This window comes from Pseudomonas sp. Pseusp15, assembly GCF_059492165.1.
In genome coordinates this window covers 2,511,592-2,535,010 of sequence record NZ_CP168523.1, presented here as the reverse complement: position 1 = coordinate 2,535,010, position 23,419 = coordinate 2,511,592, and the positions used below count along the sequence as shown (strand labels likewise).

Genomic DNA, 23,419 nt, shown 5'->3' with positions numbered 1-23,419 from the left:
CCGCCAGCGTCATTCAAATCTAATCCTTGTTCATAGAGGCAGGCGAACTCATGAGCTGGTTCCTCCCCGCCGAATCACGATGGGCGGCTCGATCAGCCGCAGTTCGAGCTCGCCCGAGGCCGGCACGAAGCGCGGGCCAGTGCTTTCAGGCGTTGCCCGCAACCTCCAGGTGCGCTGCACCTTCGCCAGTTTGGCGACTCCCGATGCCACGGACCAGCGCCGGCAGACCTTCTCCAGTTTGAGCGGGTAGAGGGTGAGTTGGTCGCCGTTGAAGTGCATACGCAGAAAGCATTTGTGGTCGGCGATGCGTTGCGAGGAAAAAACCACTTCGCTATGTAGCCCCCATAAAGTATTGGCCATGACCATCCAGGCACCGAATAGCAGGCCTCCCAAACTACCGCCGAGCACCAGTGTCCCCACCAGGAACAACAAGACCTGGAGCAGGTTTTCAACCTCGAACTGCAAGTAGTGGATGTTGATACGGCCCATGAGCCACAGCAGCCCGATCGCCAGTCCCAGGTGAAGCAACCCGTGAACGGCCCCGACGCCATAGGCAAGCTTTCGGGTGCGCTTGACCCCGGCGGCCGAGAGCACTGCGCAGCCCAGCACAATGGTCACGGCGAGCATCACCGACGAAGGACTGTGTGCCAGAACCAGGACCAGCTGTCGCCATACCTCGCGCAGGTTGGGAATAGATACTTCGAGGCCAGACAATACCTCGACCAGGCTGCGATTATCGCGCGCCGGGTGGGGCACCTTGCTGGCGCTTTCTACCATCCAGTCGAACAGCAAGTACAAGATCGCCAGCATGCCGCAGAACGAGAGGTTGTGGGTGGGTAGCCGCCATGCCCGGTTACGCAGCTGTTCAGAGGTCTTTTTGTCCGGGTAGGTTGCCGCCAGCTCGTAGTGCTGCGGCGTTCCGCCGACGGTGATTGGCTCGGGCGGATCTGGAAGTTGATGAGTGCCATGCAGGAAGGCGCCACCGCCTCCGCAGGTGATGCGTTGCGGTGCCTGGCTGCCGGCTTTTGGCTGGTAGCGCGCGTAGTGGTGCGAGTCTCCGGCCAGGACCACCGCCAAGTGGTCACCCAAGAGCTGCTCGATCTCGCGCAGACTGCTGAAGCGCAAGGTCTGGGTCTCGATCGAGGGCAGGGTCTTGCGCCCCACGCGTGCGAGTCGTTCGGCCTCATCCACCCAGCTCGGCTCGGGTGTACAGAGGATCACGCGGTCGCCTGGCTGCAGTTTGGCGCGCATCTCTTCGAAGTACTGCTTCTGCTGGCGGTCGATCATCGACTCCAATTGCAGGTCCAGGCCCCAGATCCACCAGCCATTGGGCAGCTGCAGCACGTAGTAACTGGTGTGTTGACGGGTTTCCCAGCCGCCGATGGGCTTCTGCTCGCAAAACAGTTGAGAGAAACCGCGCAGGCCGTCATACCAATCATGGTTGCCGGGCGTCGCCACCATCCACGGTGCACCTGGCTGCGGCACGGGCTGGTCCTGCTCATTCGGACGAACCTTGGGGACCGGCGCGGGAAAGGCAGCGCGGAAGGGATCGAGGAAGCGAGTGCGATAGCCGGATTGGGCAGGTGTGGGGTAGACCTGATCGCCGCCGAGCAGCAGCACGTCGCCGCGCGGCAGCGTGAGCTCCGGCAACTTGACATCCTGGCTGACGCACAGCGCCATGGAATAGGTGGAGTCCCAGCCATCGCCGGTATCCGCCAGATAGTCGATCCACACATCACCGTCGGCAGCCACCTGAATGGGTGGGTTAGAGCCCCGGGGGTTGAGCATGGCCAACACATCGCGTGGGTCTGCGAAGGCACCCATGGTGGTGGCCGCGGCCGATTGCATGCCCGTGCGCATGAGCTGAAACGGGCCTAGCCAGTTGACCATCGACTCCTGGGTGTAAAGTTCGATGCGGCTATTGGTCGTGGAAGATTGGGTGGCGTGGGTCATGGCGAGGAGCGCAGAGTGCCCCTCTTCAAAGTGTCCCTCTCCAGGGCGGAACTCAATCGATTGCTCCTTCATCGCCTAGCCTCCATTGCTGTAAAGAGTCCGGGTACATCAGGTGGGGTTTGACTTCTTGTCGGTTGATTCAGAATAGGTCAGTTATGCGATAGCCGCCGGTTCATGGCAAGAGGATCAAAACGATGGACCCGCCAGAATGGCGGGTCCGGACGGGGGATCAGAGTGTCGGCAACTGCCCGATGCGACCCATCATCTCGGTCACGATCTGCAGGTCCAGCAGGAACTGGTCGACGGTCTTGAACTCGTTGTCGTTGTGGCCGGTGTATTTGAGCTCAGGCCTTGCCAAGCCGAACTGCACACCGTTGGGCAGCTCATGGACCGAAGTGGCGCCGGCTGAGGTACCGAACTTGTGTTCCATGCCAAGGTTCTCGCTGGCCACCGCCAACAGTGCCTTGACCCATTCACCTTCGGGGTTGCGGTACATCGGCTCGGCGATCTTGTAGTCGAAAGCCACTGCAATGTGAGTCTTCTTGCTCCAGGCACCCAGCTTTTCGGCGATTTCAGCCTTGAGCGCTTCCGGGGACTTGCCCTTCGGCACGCGCAGGTTGACCGCAAGCTTGAAGGCTTTTTCATCCATCCCGACATAGGTCAGGGAGGTGGTCAGCGGCCCCATGAAGGCATCGGAAAAACCGACCCCCAACTTGCCGCCCAGGTAGTCCAGTCCCCAGTTGTCGACGGCATAACGGGCGGCGTCGGTAATGTGGTTGTGCTTGAGCGCGACCTTGCCGTCGAGGCTGTTGATGAAGCCCAGCATCCGTGCCACCGGGTTGATGCCTGACTCGGGCTCGGAGGAGTGGGCGGAAACGCCGGTGACCGTGAGCTTGACGTCCTTGCCGACGACCTTGGCGGTCACCTCGAAGTTGCCGCCATTGCGCTTGGCATAATCGCTACCCGCCTTCTGCAGGCTGGCGGCCAGTTCGGCGGGCTTGTCAGTCACAAGGGTAGCGACCGACGTTGACGGAATCTGGTTGGTTGCCAGGCCGCCGGTCATTGAGGTGATTTCGGCGCCCTTGCCCTGAGCGCTCCGCAGGGCAAAGTTCGCCATGACGGTGCCGTAGCCTTTCTCGGCAATCACCACCGGGTAGCCGCCATCCAGCGCCAGGTTGTAGTTGGGTGTCGGGTTGTGTTCGAAGTAATAGGGGATGGCGTCGCCGGTGGTTTCCTCGGTGGTGTCTACCAGCAGCTTGAAATGGCGAGCCAGCGGCAGCTTCTCTTCCTTGATGATCTTCATGGCGTAGAGCGCGACCACGATGCCGTTTTTGTCATCCTCGGTGCCTCGGCCATACATACGGTCGCCGACCAGGGTGACCTTGAACGGGTCGAGGCGGGTGCCGTCTTTCAAGACCCAGTTCTCCGGCGTCACGGGCACCACATCGGCATGTGCGTGAATGCCCACGATTTCGTCGCCAGCCCCTTCGAGGGATATTTCATAGACTCGGTTGTCGATATTGCGAAAGTTCAGGTTGAAGGCCTGGGCCAGGCCCTTGAGCTTGTCGCCGATCTTGATGAATTCAGGGTTGTCGTGTTGGGCCACGCCGTCCACGCGGAAGGTCGGGATGGCCACCAGTTCGCGCAAGGTCTCGGTAGCAGCGTTGCCGTACTTCACCCGCGCATAGAGGCCAAGCAGGCGATGAATCTCGTTCTGCTGTTCAGCGGAAAGGGGCTTGTTGCCCTGGAAAGCACTGATTGCCGGGCCGAGGTTACCGGTTTTGGCAAGCTCGCTCTTGGCCAGGCGTTCCAGGAACTGCCTGAAATCCGTTACCGATGCATCGCTGAAGGTCTTGAGGATGGTCGCGCTCTGTTGCGGGGTAATGTTGGCGTGCGCTGAGGTGGTGAACGACGAAAGGCTGGCCAGCATCAGGGTTGTCGCGGCCAGTTGCTTAAGTGAAAAGTCCATTGCTGGGGGCATTCCTTTGCAGGTGGTTGGTAGGAAATATCTGATTGATTAGTCAGAAACTTTTCCAAATTAACACCAAGAGGGAGTAGTACGGGAGTACCTGAAGTGCGATCTGTCGCACAGAAATGCAAAAGCGACGCAGAAATGAAAAAGCCTACCAATGCAACTCGAAGGCATTTTGCGCGCCCGTCTGGAGGCTGCTGCCCAAGCGTTTGCACTCGCGAGAAAGGGTGTCTTGCAGCCATTGACGGTCATCCCCTTCGGCGTGACAGAGGCGAAAGCGCTGCAGGCGAGTGGGTATCAGCTCCAGCGTCTGCAGGTGCCCGTCCGGGGCCAGCGAGGCAAAGTACAAAAGCCCCAGGTCGCCGCGATAATCTGCGTGGCCCTCGATGCCTTCGTAATCGTTTAGCAGATCCCCGCAGCCATAGAGAATCAGGCGTTCGCGGTACACCTCGATGCCCTTGATGTGGTGCGAGGAGTGGCCGTGCACCACATCAACTCCGGCCTCGTCGATCAAGGCATGGGCGAACCGGACCTGTTCACGAGGGATCTCAAACCCCCAGTTGCCGCCCCAATGAATGGAGGCCAGCACCCGATCCCCCGGATTTTTGTACTTGAGAATCCGTTCGGCCACAGGGCGCAGGCTTTGCATCGACAGATCTTCCAGCCGTGCGACGCCCGCGCGGCTATCCGTGGCGGCCCACTGCGGTGGAATGCCGCTGTCGGGAGCGCCGAGGCCAAACACCAGCAAGCGCCGCCCGTCAGGCTGTGCCAGCACGGCGGGCGCTTCGGCGGATTGCCGGTTGTGCCCGGCGCCGGCACTGCACATGCCGTTGTTCGCCAGGGTGGCCAACGTATCGGCCAGGCCAGGCGCGCCCCAGTCCAGCACATGGTTGTTGGACAGCACGCAGCAGTCGATGCCGGCGGCACTGATGGCCGGGAAGTTCTCCGGGCTCATGCGGTAATTGATGCCCTTTGGCTCCGGTCGTCCGCGTCGGGACACCGCTGTTTCCAGGTTGATGATGCGTGCGTTTGGCTGGCGACGTTCGAACTCATCCAGCGCAACGCCCCAGATATAGGTGAAATCGACCGGGCGGGGAATCGGGCCATTGCGTCGTTCTGCCAACCGGACGTAATCGCCGGCTTTCTTGACGTAGTCTTCGTAAAGCCGTGGATCGCCAGGATGCGGCAGCACTGCGTCGATGCCTCGGGCGGTCATGACATCGCCGGTGAGAAACAGCTTCAGCGTATCGGTAACGGCTGCCATGGCACCCTCCGGATATCCCGAATAGCCTGGATCAACAGTAAATCTCTGTTTTAAAACAAATTAGTTTGTTTTTGGGCTTCCCAGATGCAGCGAAAGTTGATAAATTTCCGCGCGTTCTTGCAGAGGCCCTTACGGGGCTTGCAGCGTAGGGACGCAGCAGCTCGATATTGCTCGCAAGCTGCACATTCAGAAAGAGAGTGCCAGGCACTCATCGCAACAGCTACAGGGGCGTCGCCAAGCGGTAAGGCAGCAGGTTTTGATCCTGCCATGCGTTGGTTCGAATCCAGCCGCCCCTGCCATTTTCCTTACACTCATCCAGTCATGACTCAGTCGGCGGTATTGCGCGAGTCCTGGATGGTCGTGTTTACGAGAAACGCCAGTGCCGATTCGGCCTGGCGTTTTTTTGTGTCGGTTAAATATCCCTCCGAACACAGCGAGCGCGACGCCGTAGCGGCGCGCTCGCCCGTCACTCAGTGGGGCGCGCGAGGGATGGTCTTGAGCAGGTCTTCAGGGCTGATGTGCCCGACAACCTGCTGCACGCTGCCCGGTTGCGGCAGACCAAGGATGTGCCCCTTCATCTTGCCGATCACGTGCATCTCGCAAGGCTTGCAGTCGAACTTCAACGTCAATACCTCGTCACCGTGCACCAGCTGCATCGGCGCGACCTTGGTGCGCACGCCGGTGACGCCCTTGGCCTGCTTGGGGCAGAGGTTGAAGGAGAAGCGCAGGCAGTGCTTGGTGATCATCACCGGCACCTCGCCGGTCTCCTCGTGAGCCTCATAGGCCGCGTCGATCAGCTTGACGCCGTGGCGGTGATAGAAGTCGCGGGCTTTCTGGTTGTAGACGTTGGCCAGGAACGACAGGTGCGATTCCGGGTACACCGGTGGCGGATTGGTCTCGGCCTTGCGACCACCCCGTGGGTGGGCTTCGATGCGGGCCGTGGTCAGCGCTTCGATGACTTCGCGGCGCAAAGCCTTGAGCTGCGAGTTCGGGATGAAATACGCCTGCGGTGCATCCAGCTTGATATCCGTGGCGTGGTATTGCGTGGTGCCCAACTGGCCGAGCAAGTCGTGCAGTTGCTCCAGGGCCTGTTCCGGCTTGTTGGCCAGGCCGAATGGACCGTCGAGGGCGACATTGGCGCTGACACCTTCCTCGCTGGTGGCGGTCAGTTCGAGGCGATCCTCACGCAGGCGAGCGACCCAGGCCAGACCCACCCGGCGCTCGGCGGAGGTCTTGAGCAGGGCTTGCTGCCAGTTGTGGTCGAGGTTGCGGCTCAGCGGGTGATTCGGCCGCAACTGGTGCAGCCCCTTCGGCATTTCGTTGGGCTCGACACGGTAGCGGTAGCGCTTTTCACCGTCTTCTTCGAACTCGCCCTTGGGCTCGGCGATGTTGGTACGCCAGCCCACCACCTCGCGCTTGACCAGCACATTGAGGCCGTCGCCGTTGGACAGCGGTTCGTGGGTGACCACCAGCAGGTCGCGCTTGCCGACTTTCTCCACCACGCCCACCGGCAGGCCGGTGAAGGTCGGCGAGTCGAAGGCGCCGATGTCGATCTTGCGCTCGCTGACGAAGTAGTCGGTGCTGCCACGATGGAAAGTCTTGTCCGGATCGGGCAGGAAGAAGTGCGCGGTGCGGCCGCTGGAAGCGCGAGCCAGGTCCGGACGGTCTTCGAGGACGTCGTCCAGGCGCTGGCGATAGTAGGCGGTGATGTTCTTCACATAGCCCATGTCCTTGTAGCGCCCCTCGATCTTGAACGAGCGTACACCGGCTTCCACCAGCGCGCGGATGTTGGCGCTCTGGTTGTTGTCCTTCATCGACAGCAGGTGTTTTTCGTAGGCGATCACACCGCCTTTTTCATCCTTGAGGGTGTAGGGCAGGCGGCAGGCCTGGGAGCAGTCGCCACGGTTGGCGCTACGGCCGGTCTGCGCATGGGAGATGTTGCACTGGCCGGAGAACGCCACGCACAGCGCGCCATGGATGAAAAACTCGATGGCCGCGTCGGTCTCGTCGGCAATCGCGCGGATCTCCTGGAGGTTCAGCTCGCGGGCCAGTACCAGTTGCGAGAAACCAGCCTGATCGAGGAACTTCGCCCGCGCCAGGGTGCGGATGTCGGTCTGGGTGCTGGCGTGCAGCTCGATCGGCGGAATGTCCAGCTCCATCACGCCCAGATCCTGGACGATCAGCGCATCGACGCCGGCGTCATACAACTGGTGGATCAGCTTGCGCGCCGGCTCCAGCTCATTGTCATGCAGGATTGTGTTGATGGTGGTGAACACCCGCGCGTGATAGCGACGGGCGAATTCCACCAATTGGGCGATATCGCTCACCTCGTTACAGGCGTTGTGGCGGGCGCCGAAGCTCGGGCCGCCGATGTACACCGCGTCGGCGCCATGCAGGATGGCCTCGCGGGCGATGGCCACGTCGCGGGCGGGGCTGAGCAATTCCAGGTGATGCTTGGGTAGGGACATGTTTTTTTAGTCTGGCTTGTCACGGTCAAGGTGCGCATTGTAGCGGCGAAACGCCTGACCGGCACCCATGTGCTGCCCGATGGCGTTTGTCCGCTGAGCAACACGAATAACCATCGGCTTCATCCCTTGGCCGAATCCGATGGCTGATGTAGTGAATCTGCCGCTGAGCAAGGATGGAAGGGGAAGGATCAAATTCAAAGACGCTGGATCAAGACCCGGCTATCGACCGCGCCGCCACACCTTGAGGTAGTCCACGCTGAATGTGGAGGGCAGATCGGCGTCGTCGACAACGCCGAACCAATTCCACATGGCCTCGCTGTCAAAGTTGATTTGCATCGGGAAGAACCAGTGGGTGTTCTTGGCCTCTCGCACCAGGACGCCGTCTACGTACCAGCGCAAGGTGTCGGGTTGCCAGTCAAAACCGTAGACATGAAAGTCGCTGGCCAGGCGCCACGGGGCGATCCAGCTGCTGCCGTCGCTGAGGTGGGCGGTGCTTTGTGGCGTGGCCCAGACATGGGCGTTCATGTTGTATAGACGGTCGAAGGCAGCGCCCTTGGTCTTGCCGCCGATCTCGAATATGTCGATCTCCGTGGCATTGTCGGCAAGCCCCGTCCACGCTAGCCAGAAGGCGCTGGAGCCCGCCGATTCCATGGGTTTGGCGCGGGCTTCGTAGTAGCCGTAAAAACTGCGCTTGATCGTGCGGACCATCGCCGAGCTATAGCCTTGGTAACCCAGCCGAACGTACTTTTGCGGCACGTTTTCCTTGCGGAAAACGATGTTCAGATGGCCATCGCTCAGGTAGGCATTGTTCGGCGTGAACAGCGCCGGTTTACGCCCGAGCGATTCGGTGCCCGTGGCATTGTTGACGTGCCAGCGACTGGTGTTAAGGGTCGCACCGTTGAAGTCGTCGGAAAATTGGCTGTCCACCCTCCATTGGCCGACATTGGCCTGATCGGACAACGGCAGTTCGGCATTGATCCGCTGCGGTACAGCGTCCAGGGGGCCGATACGGGTCCAGGAATTGGCCGCCTTGGGGATAGCGACGGACCACTTTTGCGCCAGATACTGAAACACGCGCTGCCGCTCCTCCAGAGAGGCCAGGTGACGGTCGTACACCAACACTTCCGCGATGTCGCCACGCAAGTCTTCAGTGCTACCGACCACATTGCGCCCCACCGCAAACGGGCCTATAGGCACGTCGTTGAGTTCCAGAACGAAGAGGGCCGGGGCGTAGGCGGAGGGCTGTTGCACGCTGATCGCGAAATTTGGTGCCACGTTGTCGTTTTCAGCGATCCACGGGCGCGAGCTGAACAGCCGCTGCCAGGTCTCGCCGCCGCTTTGCCCGTTCAGTCTGCGTGACACGATCAATAAGGTCATGGGGCCTTTTGCGGCACGAATTGTCTTGCCAAGGAACGCCGACGAGCCACTCAAACGCACCACCGAATGGCCATTCATGGCGTCCTCCACACGCAGCGGAAGTGCGGCGCCTGCGGCATCGTCTACGGTAACGTCATTGGATTTGCCGGACTTGTCGTGCCACCGCAGGAGGTGGTTCTGGGCATCGAAGGTCATTTTTGAAGCATCGGCAGCGTCAAGCCACAGCACCAGGCCGTTGGCCAGCGGCGGGGGAGTGCCCCCCGACGCGTAGCACACAACCGATACCAGGGCTGCCAAAAGGATGTACCTGCTCATACCCATTGCTTTAACACAATCGATGCGGCCAATCCGGGTTGGGAGCGGTATCCGTGCGGATTACACATTTGCCATCGCCAGGTGTCGATGATCATCTGCATCAGGTCGCGCTGTGCGTACCAGCCCAGATCACGCCCCGCCTTGGTGGGGTCGGCCCAACATTCGGGGATATCGCCGACACGGCGCGGCGCGAACCGGAACGGGATGGTAATACCGGTAATGTCCTCGAAGCTGCGGATGATTTGCAGCACGCTGTGGCCAATGCCTGTTCCCAGGTTCCAGACGTGGATACCGTTTCTGTTATGCAACGCCCGCAACGCTTTGAGATGGCCTTCGGCAAGGTCGACCACATGGACGTAATCGCGCACGCACGTTCCGTCGACAGTGGGATAGTCGCTGCCGTATACGGTGAGTTCGGGCATTTGCCTCATCGCGACTCGTGTCAGGCAAGGCAGCAGATTGTTGGGCTTGCCATTGGGGTTTTCCCCGATCAGCCCGCTATCGTGAGCACCAATCGGGTTGAAGTAGCGCAGCACCGCAATGCTCCACTGCGGATCGGACAGGCACAAGTCGGTGAGCAACTCTTCGATCAGCAGCTTGGTACGACCATAGGGATTGATCGGTTTGCCTGTGCCTAGATCTTCAATGAGCGGTATCTGTCGGGGAATGCCATACACCGTGGCCGATGAGCTGAACACCAGTTTGAAGACCTCGAATCGGGCCATCGCATGGCAAAGATTGAGCGTACCAATGACATTGTTGGCGTAATAGTCGAGCGGCTTTCGAATGCTTTCCTCCACGGATTTGAGACCGGCAAAGTGCACCACGGCATCGATGTCGTAGCGGCTGAAGATATCATCGAGCAGGTGGTTATCGCGGATATCACCTTCAATGAAGTCGACTCGCTTGCGAGTCAGATACTCCAGGCGCGCGAGCGATTCGCGGCAGCTGTTACACAAGTTATCGAGGACCAGCACCTGTTGACCGGCGTCAATCAGGGTCAGGGTGGTATGCGAGCCGATGTATCCGGCCCCGCCGGTAATCAACGTGGTTTTGTGCATGATGAGGCGTTCCTGTCACAAGGAAATTGCGCGAGTCAGGAGAATGTGGTCCGGGTAGGAGAAAGGTTGTCGGGTGCGTCCTCTCAGCGGGTGGTGAAAACCGATTTGAATTCTTGCAGCCAGCGCGGATGCATCACGCTGTACGCCACGGCATAGCTCAGCGCGCCAACCACGATGCTGCAGAACAGGTGCAGGTAGCCTTGAACACTCAATCGGGAAGAAACCATCAGGACGATCGCAGCCATGACCAACGAGGCAACCACGCTGCGATAGTTGGTTTCGAAAAACAGCCGCCAGTCATAGCCGATTGCGCGGTTCAACCCACGGATTTGCAGTGGCGTGATGATCGCCATCCGGGCTAGCAGGGCGAGGGCGGCGGCCATGCCGCCATAAAGGCTGCCGAAGCTATAGACCAGCGCCAGTGCCAGTACGGTGGTTGCCACTTCGGCCTTGATGGTCAGGTGGCTGCAATTGACCGCGACCAGTGCGGTTGTGGCGTACATGGCGGTATTGCCGATGGCTGCCGTGCACGCAAGCACTTGCAGCAGGGGAATGGCCTCGGTCCATTTGGCGCCGAAGATCAACAGGATCAGGTCATGCGCCGTGAGTGCGATGCCGATGAACAGGGGCGTCAGCAGGAAGCCGCTGACGGCGGTCGAATCGCTGATGATCGCGCGCAACCGCGAGGGATCGGCGTTGCGCCGGGCAAACACCGGCAGCGCATAGCTGATCAGGCCGTGATAGATCGCCGTGCGCGGCAGATCGATGATGCGCATCGCCATGTTGAACATGCCCACCGCGTTGCTACCGGCCGTCATGCCCAGGATGACGGTGACCCCGCGCTGTAGCGTTTGCGAACTCAGCGCGTTGATGGCAACCGGTGCGCCGGCCTTCAACAGTTCGCGCAGGAGCGGGCCGTCAATGCTAAAGGCAATGCGGCGCGGGTCTGCACGCATCAATACGACAATGGACACGAACTCCATGATCAGTACCTGGGCAATGACCGCCCAGGCCCCCAACCCCCAAAGCGCGACAGCGATGCCACCCACGCCACCACACACTTTGCCCAGTAACGTGCGCGACGCCAACATCCTGAAGTTGCCGCTACGGCGCATTTGCGCCACATAGACCCGCGCCATCATGGTGAACAGGATTTTCACCGAGGCCACCGCCGTCATCCATCGCAGCACCGGTTCGGGTGTGTACAGCGTTACCGCGCCCGAGATGACGACGATGGACAGCAGGCTGACGAGTACCGACGCCCAGAAGGCTGTGGCGATGTGTTTGTCTTCCAGTCGTTCGAGTCGTACCAGCGGGTCTTCCAGAACCGAGGAATAAATCATCCCGATCAACTCGACGACGGCAATGATGACCGTGCCCACACCCAACTCTGTGGGCGACAGCAGCCTGGCATACGCGACAAAGGTAATCATCGACAGGAAAATCAGGCCGAATTTCTCGGTGAAAATCCAGATCAATTTAACCAGACGATGATTGGCCATGGCGGATACCGGCTCAATGAGCGGTGGTGGACGCAGGTGCCTTGCGCAATGATTGGACGCATGCATAGAGGAAGCGCAATGTCGGTTTGCCGTTCCTGAAGATCAGCGCTTGCCAGGAATACTCCAGCATTCGCCGGTACACACCGATCACTTGGGCATGCTCTCCTCTGCGGGAAAACAGTTCGAGAAAGTCGGAGAGGCTGCCCAGCGCGAAATCGATCCGTTGCTGCTTGCTGAGCTGCGGGCCAAAGTGGGCGAGGTACTCTTCGATGAACCTGATCTTGTGCGGGTAGTACCTTGTCGGTTGCGCGGTCATGTTGGCGCTGTTGACCATGCGCTGCAGCAGCACCTCTGGCACCGTATGGACCTCCCAGTGTTCGGCGATCCGGGTCCACATGAAGCGGTCTTCGGAGTAACGCAGGCTGGCATTGAAGCCGCCGAGTTGCATGATCACGTCGCGTTTGACCATCGCGGAGGACACGCCATTGAGGACGTTGGCGCGGATGAAATCGTCGAAATGCCTACCGTTTTTTTGCCGGTCTTCCAGTATTCGCCTGCCATCGCTGTAGTCGTTATGCACGTAGCAATCTATCAGCCCCACCGGCCGTCCCTGACGATCCAGTTCTTCAAACAGTGCCACTTGTTGCTCCAGCTTTCGCGGATACCATCTGTCATCGGCATCGAGAAACGCCACAAGAGTCTCTTCAGTGTGCTGCAGTCCGTGGTTGCGGGCGCTGGCCTGGCCTTCGTTGGCTTGATGCAACAGCGTCAGGCGAAACGGCGCCGCGAAGTCCCTGACCCGTTGGGGCCCATCATCGGTGGAACCATCGTCGATGACGATGACGTGATCGGGCAGTCGCGTTTGCCCGGCCACGGACGCCAGTGTTTGCTCAATGCTGTCGGCGCCGTTGTACATCGCGATTATGACGCACACGGTATTGGGTGAAGGGTGGGCTTGGTCTGGCATGGTTATTTCTCCTTTCGTTACGCCTTGGCTGAATCGCGCGGCAATGCCTCGCCGGACGGACGCTGACGCAGGGTTGCTGCTGACAACACGGGGTATTTCGCGTGGTGATGCCGAAAGGACAGGGCCAGGACGCAGAACACCAGAAACTCCGCCGAGCGGTAGTTGGGCACGACATACGCTACATAGTTGGTGAGCATGAATGATCCGACGATGACCATCGCGCTGACATGAAACCGTGCCGATTGGTCCGCCATCACGGCCCGATAGTGTTTTAGCAGTGCCTCGATCAGCATGAGGAGCAGCGCTATCAACTGAACGATACCGCCGTTCAGCAAGGTTTCGATGTAGCCGTTGTGGGCATTACCGATGTAACCCCAGCGGCTGATAAAGACCTCGGCGCTGGGGCTGGACCAGAAGGCGCCGAAGCCGTAACCCTTGAGGAATTCGGCGTCGATCAGCGGTGTGAGCAGGTCCCAGATCAACGTGCGGTCGGTGAGTGATGGATCACGACCGGTCAGCTCCAGCAGCAGCGTGTAGTTGCCGTAGAGAAAGAAACAGATCAGCAAATAGACGATCGTCGTGCCGAGGAATGCGGGCCATGAACGGTTGATGTGCAAACGGATCAGCGTGAGGAAGTACCAGTAGCTCACGGTGCCGGCAACAATCAGTGCTGTGGCGGTGGCGGATTGGGCCAGTGCAATCGCGATCAGCGAGAACAACGAGCAGATGATGGCCCAGGGATTGCCCTGACGGATCATCGGCAGCAGTAGCAAAATGGCGATCGCGTTGATCCGGGCGCCGGCATTTTTATCCGGGAAAATCCCTTTGAATGCACCCTCGCGAACACCGCCGTTAATGAAGGCGACATCGGGCCTGACAAGCGCCAGTATCAAGCCGAACAACGCAGCGGCGCCGATGAGACAGCCGAGCATGAAGGCGACTTTCTCGAGGCTGTAGTTGTAGGCGATGAAACCCGCAAAGAAGACCACGCTGATCAGCGCCACAAAACGTTTGAAACTTAACATCGGGTCGTGGGACCAACTGATCGATACCGCCAGGCAGAGCATGAACACCAGCAAGAAAGCGTTGTTCCTGTAAAAGCTTTTGCTGAGGAAGACCTTGTTGCGGATGAAGAAGAACAGCGGTACCAGCAGGGTGATCAGACCGCAAATCTGATTGACCGCGTTGCCTTCGAGGTCTTTTTCGGCCAAGTCCAGATTTGACGTATCCGCCAGCCCGGAAAAAAATCCGATCACCTGGATGTAGAACAGCACACCGAACAGCGTGAAGGCGTTGCGCAGCGTGCTGTACCTGAGTTCCAGTGTGTTCATCACGACTGCCTCCCGAGTAGCGCATCGAGATAAGTTTTCGCCGCGCAAGCGCTCACGAAACGGGCGGCGGCATCGATGCGGGCCTGGCGATTTACATCACGCGGCAACGTCAGCTGCATCGTGATGGCCTGCGCCAGCGCGTCAGGGGCGTCGACGGCCACCAGCGGAGCGATCGCGCCATTATCGAGAATCTCTTGCGGCCCATAGGGGCAGTGAGTCGATACCACCGGAGTGCCAGTGGCCATGGCCTCGACCAGTGCGTTGGGGCTGCCCTCGAAACGCGACGACAGTACAAAACAATCGGCCGCCGCCACTTCTGCCATCGGATCACTGGTATAGCCTGGTAAATCGAACCGGTCGGCCACGCCTACAGCAACTGCTTGTTCGAGCAATTGGGCTCTGAGCGCGCCTTCGCCGAAAATGATCAATCGGGCACTGGGATCGGGCAGTCGGGCGAAGGCGTCGATCAATACGTCAAAGCCTTTTTGTCGCGCCAGGCGGCCCACGGCGACAATCACCGGGGTGGACTTTTCCTGCAGCCAGCGGTGGTTTGGACGCGCCGGTGCCTTGTCGCGAAAATCATTGTCGAGCACCGGATTGTCGGCGATGGTGACATCCTGGGGGCGGGTGATGGTGGTGTCGATCAGATCCTGGGCGACGCCGCGCGAGACGCAGATCACCGGATTGGGGATCAGTCGATACAGCAATGGTGCCAGCAGATACGCTGTGCGCACCGTCAGCGTGGGGTTGACATATTTGTCATGGGAAAACGCGTTGCGCTCGCTGACATGCAGGCGCGCCAGCGTACCTGACAGCGCGGCGGCAGCGATGGCCACGACGTTGACGTGGGTGAGGGCGGCCAGTAGCGCGTCGAAGCGATTGTGGCGAAGAAAGCGTGCCAGCGCCGGCACGGCCCTGGAGCTGCGGGCGCTGTGCAACTCGACTTTTTTTACCCGTGGGTCGAGGTGCGCCGAGTTCACGCCGGTGCCAGTGAGCATCAGTAAAGTCACGTCATTGCCAGCGTCAGTCAGCGCTCCAGCGAGGCGCGCCATCATTTTTTCGGCACCGCCTCCACCCAAGTCCTGCAGAATAATCAGCAATTTCTTCATTGATTCCATACCTGGTAATACGCCTGCGCGGCGTATTGACTGGTGTACTGGCGGACTGCATCAGCGGCTACTTGTGCGTTTGGCGCAGCCTGGTCTTGCGAGGCCAGGCTGCGTAGCATCCCTTCGGCCAGTGCCGGTACATCATTGACCTTGACCAGTTGGCCGAGTCGGCCGTTATCAAGCAGCTCCCTGGGCCCGGTCTCGCAGTCGCAGGCCAGCACGGGCGTACCCAGCGCCAGGGCCTCGATCAGGACGGTCGGCAAGCCTTCATGAAAGGAACTCAGGATCAGCAGTCGTGCATGCCTGATCAATGGGTAGGGATTGCTCAGGAAACCAGTGAAATGCACACGGTCCTCGATGCCCAGGTGGTTTGCCTGCAATGTCAGCGCGGCGAGTTGCGGACCATCGCCAATGATCACCAGATCCGGCAGCGCGGCGCAGCCCAAGGCCATGGCATAGGCATCGAGCAGCAAATGGAAGCCCTTCGGTTCCACCAGCCGGCCCACTGCCAACCAGAACTCGGTCGGCAACCCTCTGAGCAGGGGCGTCTGCGCGGCGCTGAGCAGTTGTTCGGTGACCACCGCATTGGGGCAATAACGGATACGCTGGCGACCCCAGGGCACCAGATCGGCGAGGGCCTGATGCAGGCCTTTGGATACCGCCACCACCTGATCGTTGCCGCAGAGGTACAACCCATAGAGCAGGCGCAGGGTAGTGAGGCCGATTTTCTGCTCGCCGCAATCCAGTGCCGCGTGACGGGCGTAGATGACCTTGCATGAGCGACCCAGGGTGGCAAACCAGGTGCAGAGGTTGGCCTGTTCCTTGGCGGCGATAAGGTGGGTTACACGCTCACGACGGATAAGGCGACGCAGCACTCCGATCGACTTGAGCAGACCGAAGAATCCATTGCCGCCACCATTGAAGGTGGCCGCTTCTTCGTCGTCCGCGGTATCGCCGTTCATGACGAAGTAACTGACCCGCTGGCCATCCTTGAGAAACTGTCGGGCGAGGCGTTGCTGGACACGCTCCAGGCCGCCATCGGGCTTGAAGTCCTTGAGGATGAACAGGATATGCATGGTGGGCGCTCAGGGATAAGTGATATGGATCGTCACTTGGCGCCGGACGATCATCGCCAGCAGATGAACAAAATTGGTCGGGTAATCGACCAGGTAGCGCTTGATGGTGTGGGGTTCGCGGTACATCCGATAGAACGCGCGCAGATGCAGGCGGTTGATCAGCTCAGGGTAGTAATGGTGTGTGGCCGTCGCCTCTTGGCGTATGAAACCGCCACAGGTGAATGCCACACCGTTGAAGCCGGCACGCAGGGCATCCTGTTCGAACTGCTCTTGAAGCCCTGCGCCCAGACCGACGATCAGGATGTTGGCTTCACTGCGGCAGATGTCCGCTTGAATGCACGCGGCCTGCGGTGCATCGAAATAGCCATTGTGATGACCGGCGATAAGCAACGCCGGGTAGCGCCCCTTGATCTTGTTGATGAACAGGTCCAGTTCGGTTTGCCTGGCACCGACAAAATAGATGCGCTTGCCTTGTTTCTCGGCGCAACTGAAGACAGCGTCGGCGATGGAGGTGAAGTCGAAGCTTACCCGGCCGATCGTCCGGCCGGTGATGCGCGACATGAAGGTAGACATCAACATTCCATCGCAAAAATAGGCGATGGACGTCGGACTCCGATCGAACAGACTGCCGATGGACGCAAAGTTAATGAAGGAAAATGCTTTGTTGGCGTCCAGCAGGTTCGGTGCGAAATGCCCGATCAGTTCCAGATCTATCATGGCTGACTCCTTAATAAATGTCCTTTGAGAACAACGTGAAAGGGGTCTTGACGAGAATCTTGATGTCCAGCCACAGCGACCATTGGTTGATGTAGCTGAGGTCCTGGGCGACGCGCTGCTGCATTTTTTCCAGCGTCTGGGTTTCACCGCGATGCCCGGTGATCTGGGCCAAGCCGGTGATTCCCGGCTTGAGGCGATGACGGGCCATGTAGGCGCGTACTTTGCCGGTGTAGTAAATATTGTGAGTGACCGCGTGCGGTCGCGGGCCGACAAGGGCCATTTCACCGAACAGCACGTTGAAAAGCTGCGGTAGCTCATCGATCGAACTACGGCGCAAAAAGCGCCCGAGCGGGGTGATGCGTTCATCTTCGCGAGAGGCTTGGCGCACTTCGCTGTCGTCATGCACATGCATCGAGCGGAACTTCCAGACCTTGATCACCTCGGCGTTACAGCCGTAACGATCTTGTTTGAACAACACCGGGCCGGGCGAAGAGAGCTTGACCGCCGCCGCCACGATCAGCAGCAAGGGGCTGAGCACAATAATGGCCACGGCGGCCAGGGTACGTTCGAACAGCTCTTTGCAGAGCAGGCTGCCGGGGTGCGAACTGATGAGGCTTTCATTGAGGTAGATGGCCGGCATTCGCTCTATTTCCGAGATCGATTGATTGAGCAACACCATGCTGCCGAAATCAGGAATCCAGACCACGTCGACATTCATATCCAGAAGGTCGATGTACAGGGCTTCAATGATGGCTGCCTGCGCCAACGGCAGGACGATGTAGACCCGGCGTACGTGCAGGTGGGTGATGATTTCGCGAATTTCGTCGATGCGGCCCAGCAGCGGCAAAATGCTCGGTGCCGGGCCGGTATGTTCGGCGGTCGCGATAAACCCCAGTACGGGTACGCGGTTCGGTCTGGACAGTTTCCTTGCAAGCCGGCATGCGGTCGGGCAAGTACCGATGATTACCGCGCGGCGTTCGTTACAGAGCTTGCGCGAGTGCAATCGAGCCAGGTAATGCAAGGGCAGGAAGCTTGCAGCCTGGATCAGGTAACCCAACACGGTCCAGACGATGATTACTTGACGCGAAAAAATCGCGCTGGTCTGGGTGACAAAGGCGATGCTGATCAGAACGGCCAGCAGAATCAGCCAGGCCGCCAGCAAACGACCGAGCCCCGACAACCACTCATGACGCTTGTGGTAAACCTGCATGACGCTGTAGATCGGAATCGAGCCGAGCACAGTGAGAACCATCAGGATGCGGTATTCACTGGTCAGGCTGCCGATCCTCCAATGCACCAGCAATATCAATAGCAGGTTGACCAGGCTGAGCGCACACACCCATTGGCCCCAGAAAGTCAGACCTCGCCGGTGCATCATTTGAGCGGTATATAGCGATGTCATCGGCTCAACCTCCAGGCATGGGTTGGACATCGGCGTCGAATTCTGCACGCCCTCGTTCCCGCACGCTGGTATCGATCGACTGGGATGAAGCAGTTTTTGGTGGTTGTTGGAAAGATGCTACTCAAGAGACAGGCGCAAGGGTTTACCGGGTCAGATAGTCGTAGTTCTGGAACGTATCGCTATGGCTGTAGCCCTGCTTGCGCGCCTTGCGCAGGTCAACCTGATTGAGCACTACACCGAACACCGGCGCGTGGCTCTGTTGCAGAATGGCGAGGCATTTCTGCACCTGGCTGACCGGTGTGCTTTCGGCTTTGATCACGTAAATCACCGCGTCCGAATGCTTGGCCAGCAATAGCGCATCGCTGACCATTTGCGCCGGCGGGGAGTCGATGATGATGCGCTGGTAACGCGATTTCAGTGCTTCGAGCAGGGGCGCCAGGCACGGCGAACTAAGTAGATCAAGCGGCGGGGGCGCAAGCTTGCCGGCCGGCAACATGTCTAGATTGCCGACAGTCCGGATACAGTCTTCGAGTCGGGCGGTACCCGCCAGGACATTGGCCAGCCCCAGGCTGTCTGCCGGAAAATCGAAATTGAGCGAAAGGCTGGATCGGCGCATGTCGGCATCGATCAACAGGACCCGCTCCAGCAATGCAAGCGAGTAAGCCAGGTTGTTGGCAATGGTGCTTTTACCTTCATCGGCCATGGTCGAGGCAACGAGCACTACCTGTGACGGCTTTTCTCCACTATGCAACATCAGCCAGGTGCGCAAGTTGCGAATGGTCTCGCAAAAACGCGGATGCTCGTTGTCGTCGAACAATCGCGCCAGTTGCCGGCGGCTTCTCTTCGTGACCAGCGGCACCACACTGAGCAGGGGGATATTAAGCATGCTTTCGACCGCTTCGTCGGTCTTGAAGGTTTTGTTCCGGGCTTCGGATATTAATGCCAGCGCCATGCCGATCAGCGCGGCCACAATGGCGACAATCGCCATGATCAGTGTTTTACGGGGTTTGCTCGGTTCCAAAGGCACAATCGCGGGGTCGACGATGCGCGCTTTGGTGGAATCCATGTCTGAGGTGGCCGCAGTTTCCTTCAAGCGAGTGATGAAGGTCTCATACAACGCGCGACTGCTGTCGACTTCTCGCTGTAACTCACGCAGCTGGAACTCCTTGCGCGAAATATCCTGTATCTGCGTCTTGTTGCTGTTGAATGATTTATGCAGTGAGCTTTCACTGGCCTTGGCTAGCTGGTAATCCTGTTCGATGCTGGCAACCACCTGTCGAACCTGTAGACGCAAACTGTCGGTGGCCGTACGCAACTCGGCGAGGGCGGCGATCAGGGTCGGATGTTTTGGACCGTAACGCCCGGACAATTCTTCGACCTTGGCTTGAGCCTTGGCCTGTTGTGCCTGGAATTTCTGCACCAAAGCGTTGCTCAAGACGGCGGGCACACTGGAGAGTCTGCTCAGATCGCCATTGCTCAGGGCCTGGACCTGACGGTACCGGCTCTCGGCTTCCGCCAGGTTACGGCGGGCATCGATCATGCGGTTGCCGGTCATTTCCAGTTCGTTGGCGCTGATGGTGGCGACACCGCCGACATCGACCAGGCCTTGTTCTTCCCGATAAGCCTGAAGCTTGTCTTCGGCAATGCGCAGGTTATTACGCAATTCGACCAGGCGTGAATTCATCCAACTGGCGTTGGTCTGCGAGGACTTCAGGCTATTGTCGAACTGGCTATCAATGAAGCCTTGGGCAATCGCATTGGCGGTTGCGGCCGCCAGGTCAGGGTCGGGCAGCAACACCTCTATGTTGAGCAGTTGGCTCTTGCCGACGAATTTGACGTCGGTGCGCTTCATGAGGTTCTGCGTGACCTCATTGAAAATGTCGGTTTCAGTGGGCGTTACCTGTTGGGGTATCAAAAAGTCCAGTGCCGGCCACCACTGACCAAGATCAAGGTTTGCCAACCATTCGCGTGGCGTAAGCCATGACTGCGGTTGCTGGCGGGGATCGGTCACCGGGTTAGTGGTGAGGTTGAGCTTTTTGACGGCGCGTTCGGCCAAGTCCCGCGATTGCAGAAGCGCCAATTGCGTCTGCAAGTAATCGACGGTACCGGAGCTTGAGTCCGTGACTTGCTGGAAGGTCAGCAGTGGTGGCGTTTTTTCTTTGATCAGCAGGGTGGCGCTGCCGATGTACTGCGCGGGAATGAATGACAGAATGGCCATCGCAAGCGCACAGGCAAGCAGCACCAACCCAGCGATTTTCCAATGAGCACGCCAGATCACCCTCCAGAATTTGAGCAGGTCAATGGTGTCCTTCTCCTCGCCATGCTGCTGGTGCTGAGGCAGATGCGCCTGGAGCGGACGTTCAACGTAGATGCTTGGGCTGTTATCCATGATTTAGAAAAAGCCTTGTGCAATGGAGATGGTGTCACCGGGAGCGATGGCGGTGCTGCGCGTGACCGTATCGGTCAATGGTGGTGAGCCATCGCCGCGCACGATGGTCACTCGCTTGATCGAGGCCCGTTCGGTCAGGCCACCGCCCAGTGCAATGGCTTTTTCCAGTGTCAGCCCGGGCTCGTATGGATAGCTGCCGGGCTTTTGTACTTCGCCATTGATGTAGAACGAGCGGTAGACGATCAGGTTGAGGCTGACCTTGGGGTCGACCAGGTAACCTTGCTTGAGCCCGTCGACGATGATCTTTTCCACCTGATTGGGGGTGAGCCCCTTGGCGGAGATCTCACCCAGGAACGGATAGGAAAATGTACCGGCGTCATTGAGGCGGATTTTGTCGAAGCTTAAATCCCGTTCTCCGAATACGGTGATGCGCAATACATCGCCGGCCGCCAGTTTGTACTGGGCGCCGGTGTCCGCTGCAAAAGTCACGGGCAACAGCCACGGCACGAACAACAAGGCAAGCATTCGCGAGTTCATGGGGGGAAACCTCTTAGAGACTTACGTTGAAGCTGAGCAGGAAGATGTTGCGTTCAAAACTATGGTTGTCGGCGTCGGAATTGTCGTTGCGGTGGCGATAGCCCAATTCGATATCCAGCCAGCGGCGCATCTGGTATTCCACGGCGAAGTTGTAGTCGCGAAGGTTGTCGGTGCGGTTCTGCCCCTCGTACTCATAGCGGGCCAGCCCTGCTTCGGCCACGGTTGTGATCCGTTCGGTCCAGCCATGACGCCAGCCAAACAGGGCAGAGCTGGTCTTGACGGCGTCAGCACCGTCGTCGCCCTCGGCCAGCGCCTGGCGAGCAACGAACGAAAAGGTCGAGTAGGTTCGTGGCTTCCATCGCAGGTCCACCTGCCAGGTCGGGTTACTGAGGTCTTTGACACTGCTGTCATCAAAGTTCTTGCGCTCATAACCAAGGCGTACTTTGCCGGTGGTGCGTGCGGTGAAGTCCCACTCGGCACCGGCCAGGACCGCATTGGACGTGCTGTTGAGACGGCTGTCGGAGAGCAGGTAGTCGAAGACGGTATGGTCGTACTCCAGCAAGCCGCGGGTATTACTGCCTATACGGTGGTACCAGGTGGTGGTCAGGCCGGTGGTATTGCGCTCTTTGTCTTTATTGATGCCGTCGGAGTTGTCGTAACGAAGTTGAGCGTAACTTGCGCCCAGATCGATCTGATTGGCAGCGCTCTTGGCGCCGTAGGTATAGAGACCATTGACGCGATTAGTGCGGATCTTGTCATTGATGCCATCGACAGCAGTCGATGTCGTGCGCTCGTATTTACGCGCTTCCCCTTCAAGTTTCAGGCGATGGCGGTCGGTGAACTCCATGATGCTGTCGAGCCGCACACGTTGTGCCGTATTCGAGGCGTCCGGATGATCATGATAAATGTAGCGGGTAGGCTGCCAGATAAGTCGCGTGGCACTGTTTCGATCTTCGGCCTTGAGTTCGAAAGAGGGCGCCACCTTGGTCACCATGGAAGACTGACGTCCCCGATCCAGCTCCCGGAAGTTGTCATCGTAGCTCTCTGAAAATAACAACGTGGGTGTGAAGTCGAATCCGTAGATGTTAATGGCCTGGGGGTCGAGACTCCAGGCCGCTCCGGGATATAGAGAGATCACTATCAGTGCGAAGGGGCCATGGGTCTTAAAGGTCATCTCATTGCTCCTTGGGGATGAATCCAATGACTATAGACCGGAAAAACAGGGCCGAATGTGCGCGATGTAATATCGGCTGATGTCAGTGATTGCTTCATGTGAATAGAGACCGTAAGTGTGAGTAATCACGCGCCTGGAAACAATCCATGAAATAAAAAAGGCATAAAACTTTGTTTGAATTTAAAGTTGGGTGAGTGTGTTTAAGTTCGTTGTTGAAGTAAGTTGAATAAGAGCTTATAGAAGGAGGTGTGCTCGCTCAATATCAGTCAGTGGAATACGAACCGGCTGTTCTCTATTTAGAAAGTGAAGCAGGATCATCACTCGCTCGTCACCTAACATGGTCAGGAAAATACCTTCGAGTGTCGACAGCGGCCCTCGGGTTATTTGCAGTTTTTCGCCGGGCTTGAACGAGTGAGGTGCAAGAATTTCCGGTGGTTTATAGCACCGCTCTTGCAAGTGTTCGATGACATCGTCGGGGACCATTGCCGGTCCGTGATTAAAATCGACGATTCGGCTGACGCCACGGGTAGAGCGCAAAGGCGCCCAATTGTCGTCACGGCCTAACTGAATGAAAAGGTACCCCGGGAAGAGAGGCTCAAGGGATTGATGGGGGCTACCATGTATCCAGCGCTGGCTAACGGTTTGCGGGCAAAATATGACATAGTTTTGCCGCAATAAATTGATTTTTGCCCGTTCGTCCTGACGTGGCTTGCACTGCAAAAGATACCAGTTAGAGGCTTGGGTAGTCGTCAGCATACTGGCAAGCTCCGTAACGTTGGTTTAAGCATGCCTGTTGCGTATCAGC

Annotated in this window: 17 protein-coding genes and 1 tRNA gene; 1 reads left to right on the top strand and 17 read right to left on the bottom strand. The window is 58.7% G+C overall.

The window, feature by feature from the left end:
* Window positions 1–48: 48 nt before the first annotated feature.
* The 3 genes from ACEN8R_RS11360 to ACEN8R_RS11350 form a co-directional block, all read right to left on the bottom strand.
* Window positions 49–2,025, bottom strand: coding sequence for a metallophosphoesterase (locus ACEN8R_RS11360; protein ID WP_018928886.1), 1,977 nt, complete (start codon window positions 2,023–2,025; stop codon window positions 49–51).
* A 157-nt stretch (window positions 2,026–2,182) separates the two neighbouring features.
* Complete coding sequence (locus ACEN8R_RS11355) at window positions 2,183–3,922, bottom strand: dipeptidase (protein ID WP_138867396.1); 1,740 nt, start codon at window positions 3,920–3,922, stop codon at window positions 2,183–2,185.
* A gap of 154 nt (window positions 3,923–4,076) precedes the next feature.
* Entirely contained in the window at window positions 4,077–5,189 is a 1,113-nt protein-coding gene (locus ACEN8R_RS11350; RefSeq protein ID WP_495624892.1) for a CapA family protein, read from the bottom strand.
* 224 nt (window positions 5,190–5,413) lie between these two features.
* Between ACEN8R_RS11350 and ACEN8R_RS11345 the strand changes: the two genes are divergently transcribed.
* Window positions 5,414–5,488, top strand: a tRNA-Gln gene (locus ACEN8R_RS11345).
* 171 nt (window positions 5,489–5,659) lie between these two features.
* Here ACEN8R_RS11345 and ACEN8R_RS11340 read toward each other — a convergent pair.
* The 14 genes from ACEN8R_RS11340 to rfaH all read right to left on the bottom strand — a co-directional run bounded on the left by ACEN8R_RS11340 (window position 5,660) and on the right by rfaH (window position 23,370).
* Window positions 5,660–7,657 carry a peptidase U32 family protein gene (locus ACEN8R_RS11340; RefSeq protein WP_495624891.1) on the bottom strand — a complete coding sequence of 666 codons (1,998 nt, stop codon included), beginning with the start codon at window positions 7,655–7,657 and terminating at the stop codon, window positions 5,660–5,662.
* A gap of 219 nt (window positions 7,658–7,876) precedes the next feature.
* Window positions 7,877–9,349 carry a family 16 glycosylhydrolase gene (locus ACEN8R_RS11335; protein ID WP_495019342.1) on the bottom strand — a complete coding sequence of 491 codons (1,473 nt, stop codon included), beginning with the start codon at window positions 9,347–9,349 and terminating at the stop codon, window positions 7,877–7,879.
* Window positions 9,346–10,410 carry a UDP-glucose 4-epimerase GalE gene (gene galE, locus ACEN8R_RS11330; protein WP_495624890.1) on the bottom strand — a complete coding sequence of 355 codons (1,065 nt, stop codon included), beginning with the start codon at window positions 10,408–10,410 and terminating at the stop codon, window positions 9,346–9,348. Before galE ends, ACEN8R_RS11335 begins: the two co-directional genes overlap by 4 nt.
* Before the next feature lie 83 nt (window positions 10,411–10,493).
* Window positions 10,494–11,912, bottom strand: a complete 1,419-nt coding sequence (locus ACEN8R_RS11325; RefSeq protein WP_495624889.1) for an oligosaccharide flippase family protein — start codon at window positions 11,910–11,912, stop codon at window positions 10,494–10,496.
* Window positions 11,913–11,925: 13 nt separating this feature from the next.
* Window positions 11,926–12,879: a glycosyltransferase family 2 protein gene (locus tag ACEN8R_RS11320; RefSeq protein WP_111453156.1), complete on the bottom strand. Its 954-nt coding sequence runs from the start codon at window positions 12,877–12,879 to the stop codon at window positions 11,926–11,928.
* Window positions 12,880–12,896: 17 nt separating this feature from the next.
* Window positions 12,897–14,210 carry an O-antigen ligase family protein gene (locus tag ACEN8R_RS11315; protein ID WP_495624888.1) on the bottom strand — a complete coding sequence of 438 codons (1,314 nt, stop codon included), beginning with the start codon at window positions 14,208–14,210 and terminating at the stop codon, window positions 12,897–12,899.
* Window positions 14,210–15,319, bottom strand: coding sequence for a glycosyltransferase (locus ACEN8R_RS11310; protein WP_495624887.1), 1,110 nt, complete (start codon window positions 15,317–15,319; stop codon window positions 14,210–14,212). Before ACEN8R_RS11310 ends, ACEN8R_RS11315 begins: the two co-directional genes overlap by 1 nt.
* Window positions 15,316–16,395 carry a glycosyltransferase gene (locus ACEN8R_RS11305; protein WP_495624886.1) on the bottom strand — a complete coding sequence of 360 codons (1,080 nt, stop codon included), beginning with the start codon at window positions 16,393–16,395 and terminating at the stop codon, window positions 15,316–15,318. The genes ACEN8R_RS11310 and ACEN8R_RS11305 overlap by 4 nt, the downstream gene beginning before the upstream one ends.
* Before the next feature lie 9 nt (window positions 16,396–16,404).
* Window positions 16,405–17,112 carry a WecB/TagA/CpsF family glycosyltransferase gene (locus ACEN8R_RS11300; RefSeq protein ID WP_018928897.1) on the bottom strand — a complete coding sequence of 236 codons (708 nt, stop codon included), beginning with the start codon at window positions 17,110–17,112 and terminating at the stop codon, window positions 16,405–16,407.
* A 10-nt stretch (window positions 17,113–17,122) separates the two neighbouring features.
* The gene (locus ACEN8R_RS11295) at window positions 17,123–18,514 is read right to left on the bottom strand and encodes an undecaprenyl-phosphate glucose phosphotransferase (protein ID WP_495624885.1); all 1,392 of its coding nucleotides are present in this window, start codon (window positions 18,512–18,514) and stop codon (window positions 17,123–17,125) included.
* Window positions 18,515–18,656: 142 nt separating this feature from the next.
* Window positions 18,657–20,903, bottom strand: coding sequence for a GumC family protein (locus ACEN8R_RS11290; protein WP_495624884.1), 2,247 nt, complete (start codon window positions 20,901–20,903; stop codon window positions 18,657–18,659).
* Window positions 20,904–20,906: 3 nt separating this feature from the next.
* Window positions 20,907–21,440 (bottom strand): polysaccharide biosynthesis/export family protein, encoded by a 534-nt coding sequence (locus tag ACEN8R_RS11285; protein ID WP_026286626.1) that lies wholly within the window; start codon window positions 21,438–21,440, stop codon window positions 20,907–20,909.
* 13 nt (window positions 21,441–21,453) lie between these two features.
* On the bottom strand, window positions 21,454–22,614 hold the full coding sequence (locus tag ACEN8R_RS11280; RefSeq protein ID WP_495624883.1) for an outer membrane beta-barrel protein: 1,161 nt from the start codon (window positions 22,612–22,614) through the stop codon (window positions 21,454–21,456).
* 234 nt (window positions 22,615–22,848) lie between these two features.
* Window positions 22,849–23,370, bottom strand: coding sequence for a transcription/translation regulatory transformer protein RfaH (gene rfaH / locus ACEN8R_RS11275; protein WP_495624882.1), 522 nt, complete (start codon window positions 23,368–23,370; stop codon window positions 22,849–22,851).
* Between the last annotated feature and the right edge of the window lie 49 nt (window positions 23,371–23,419).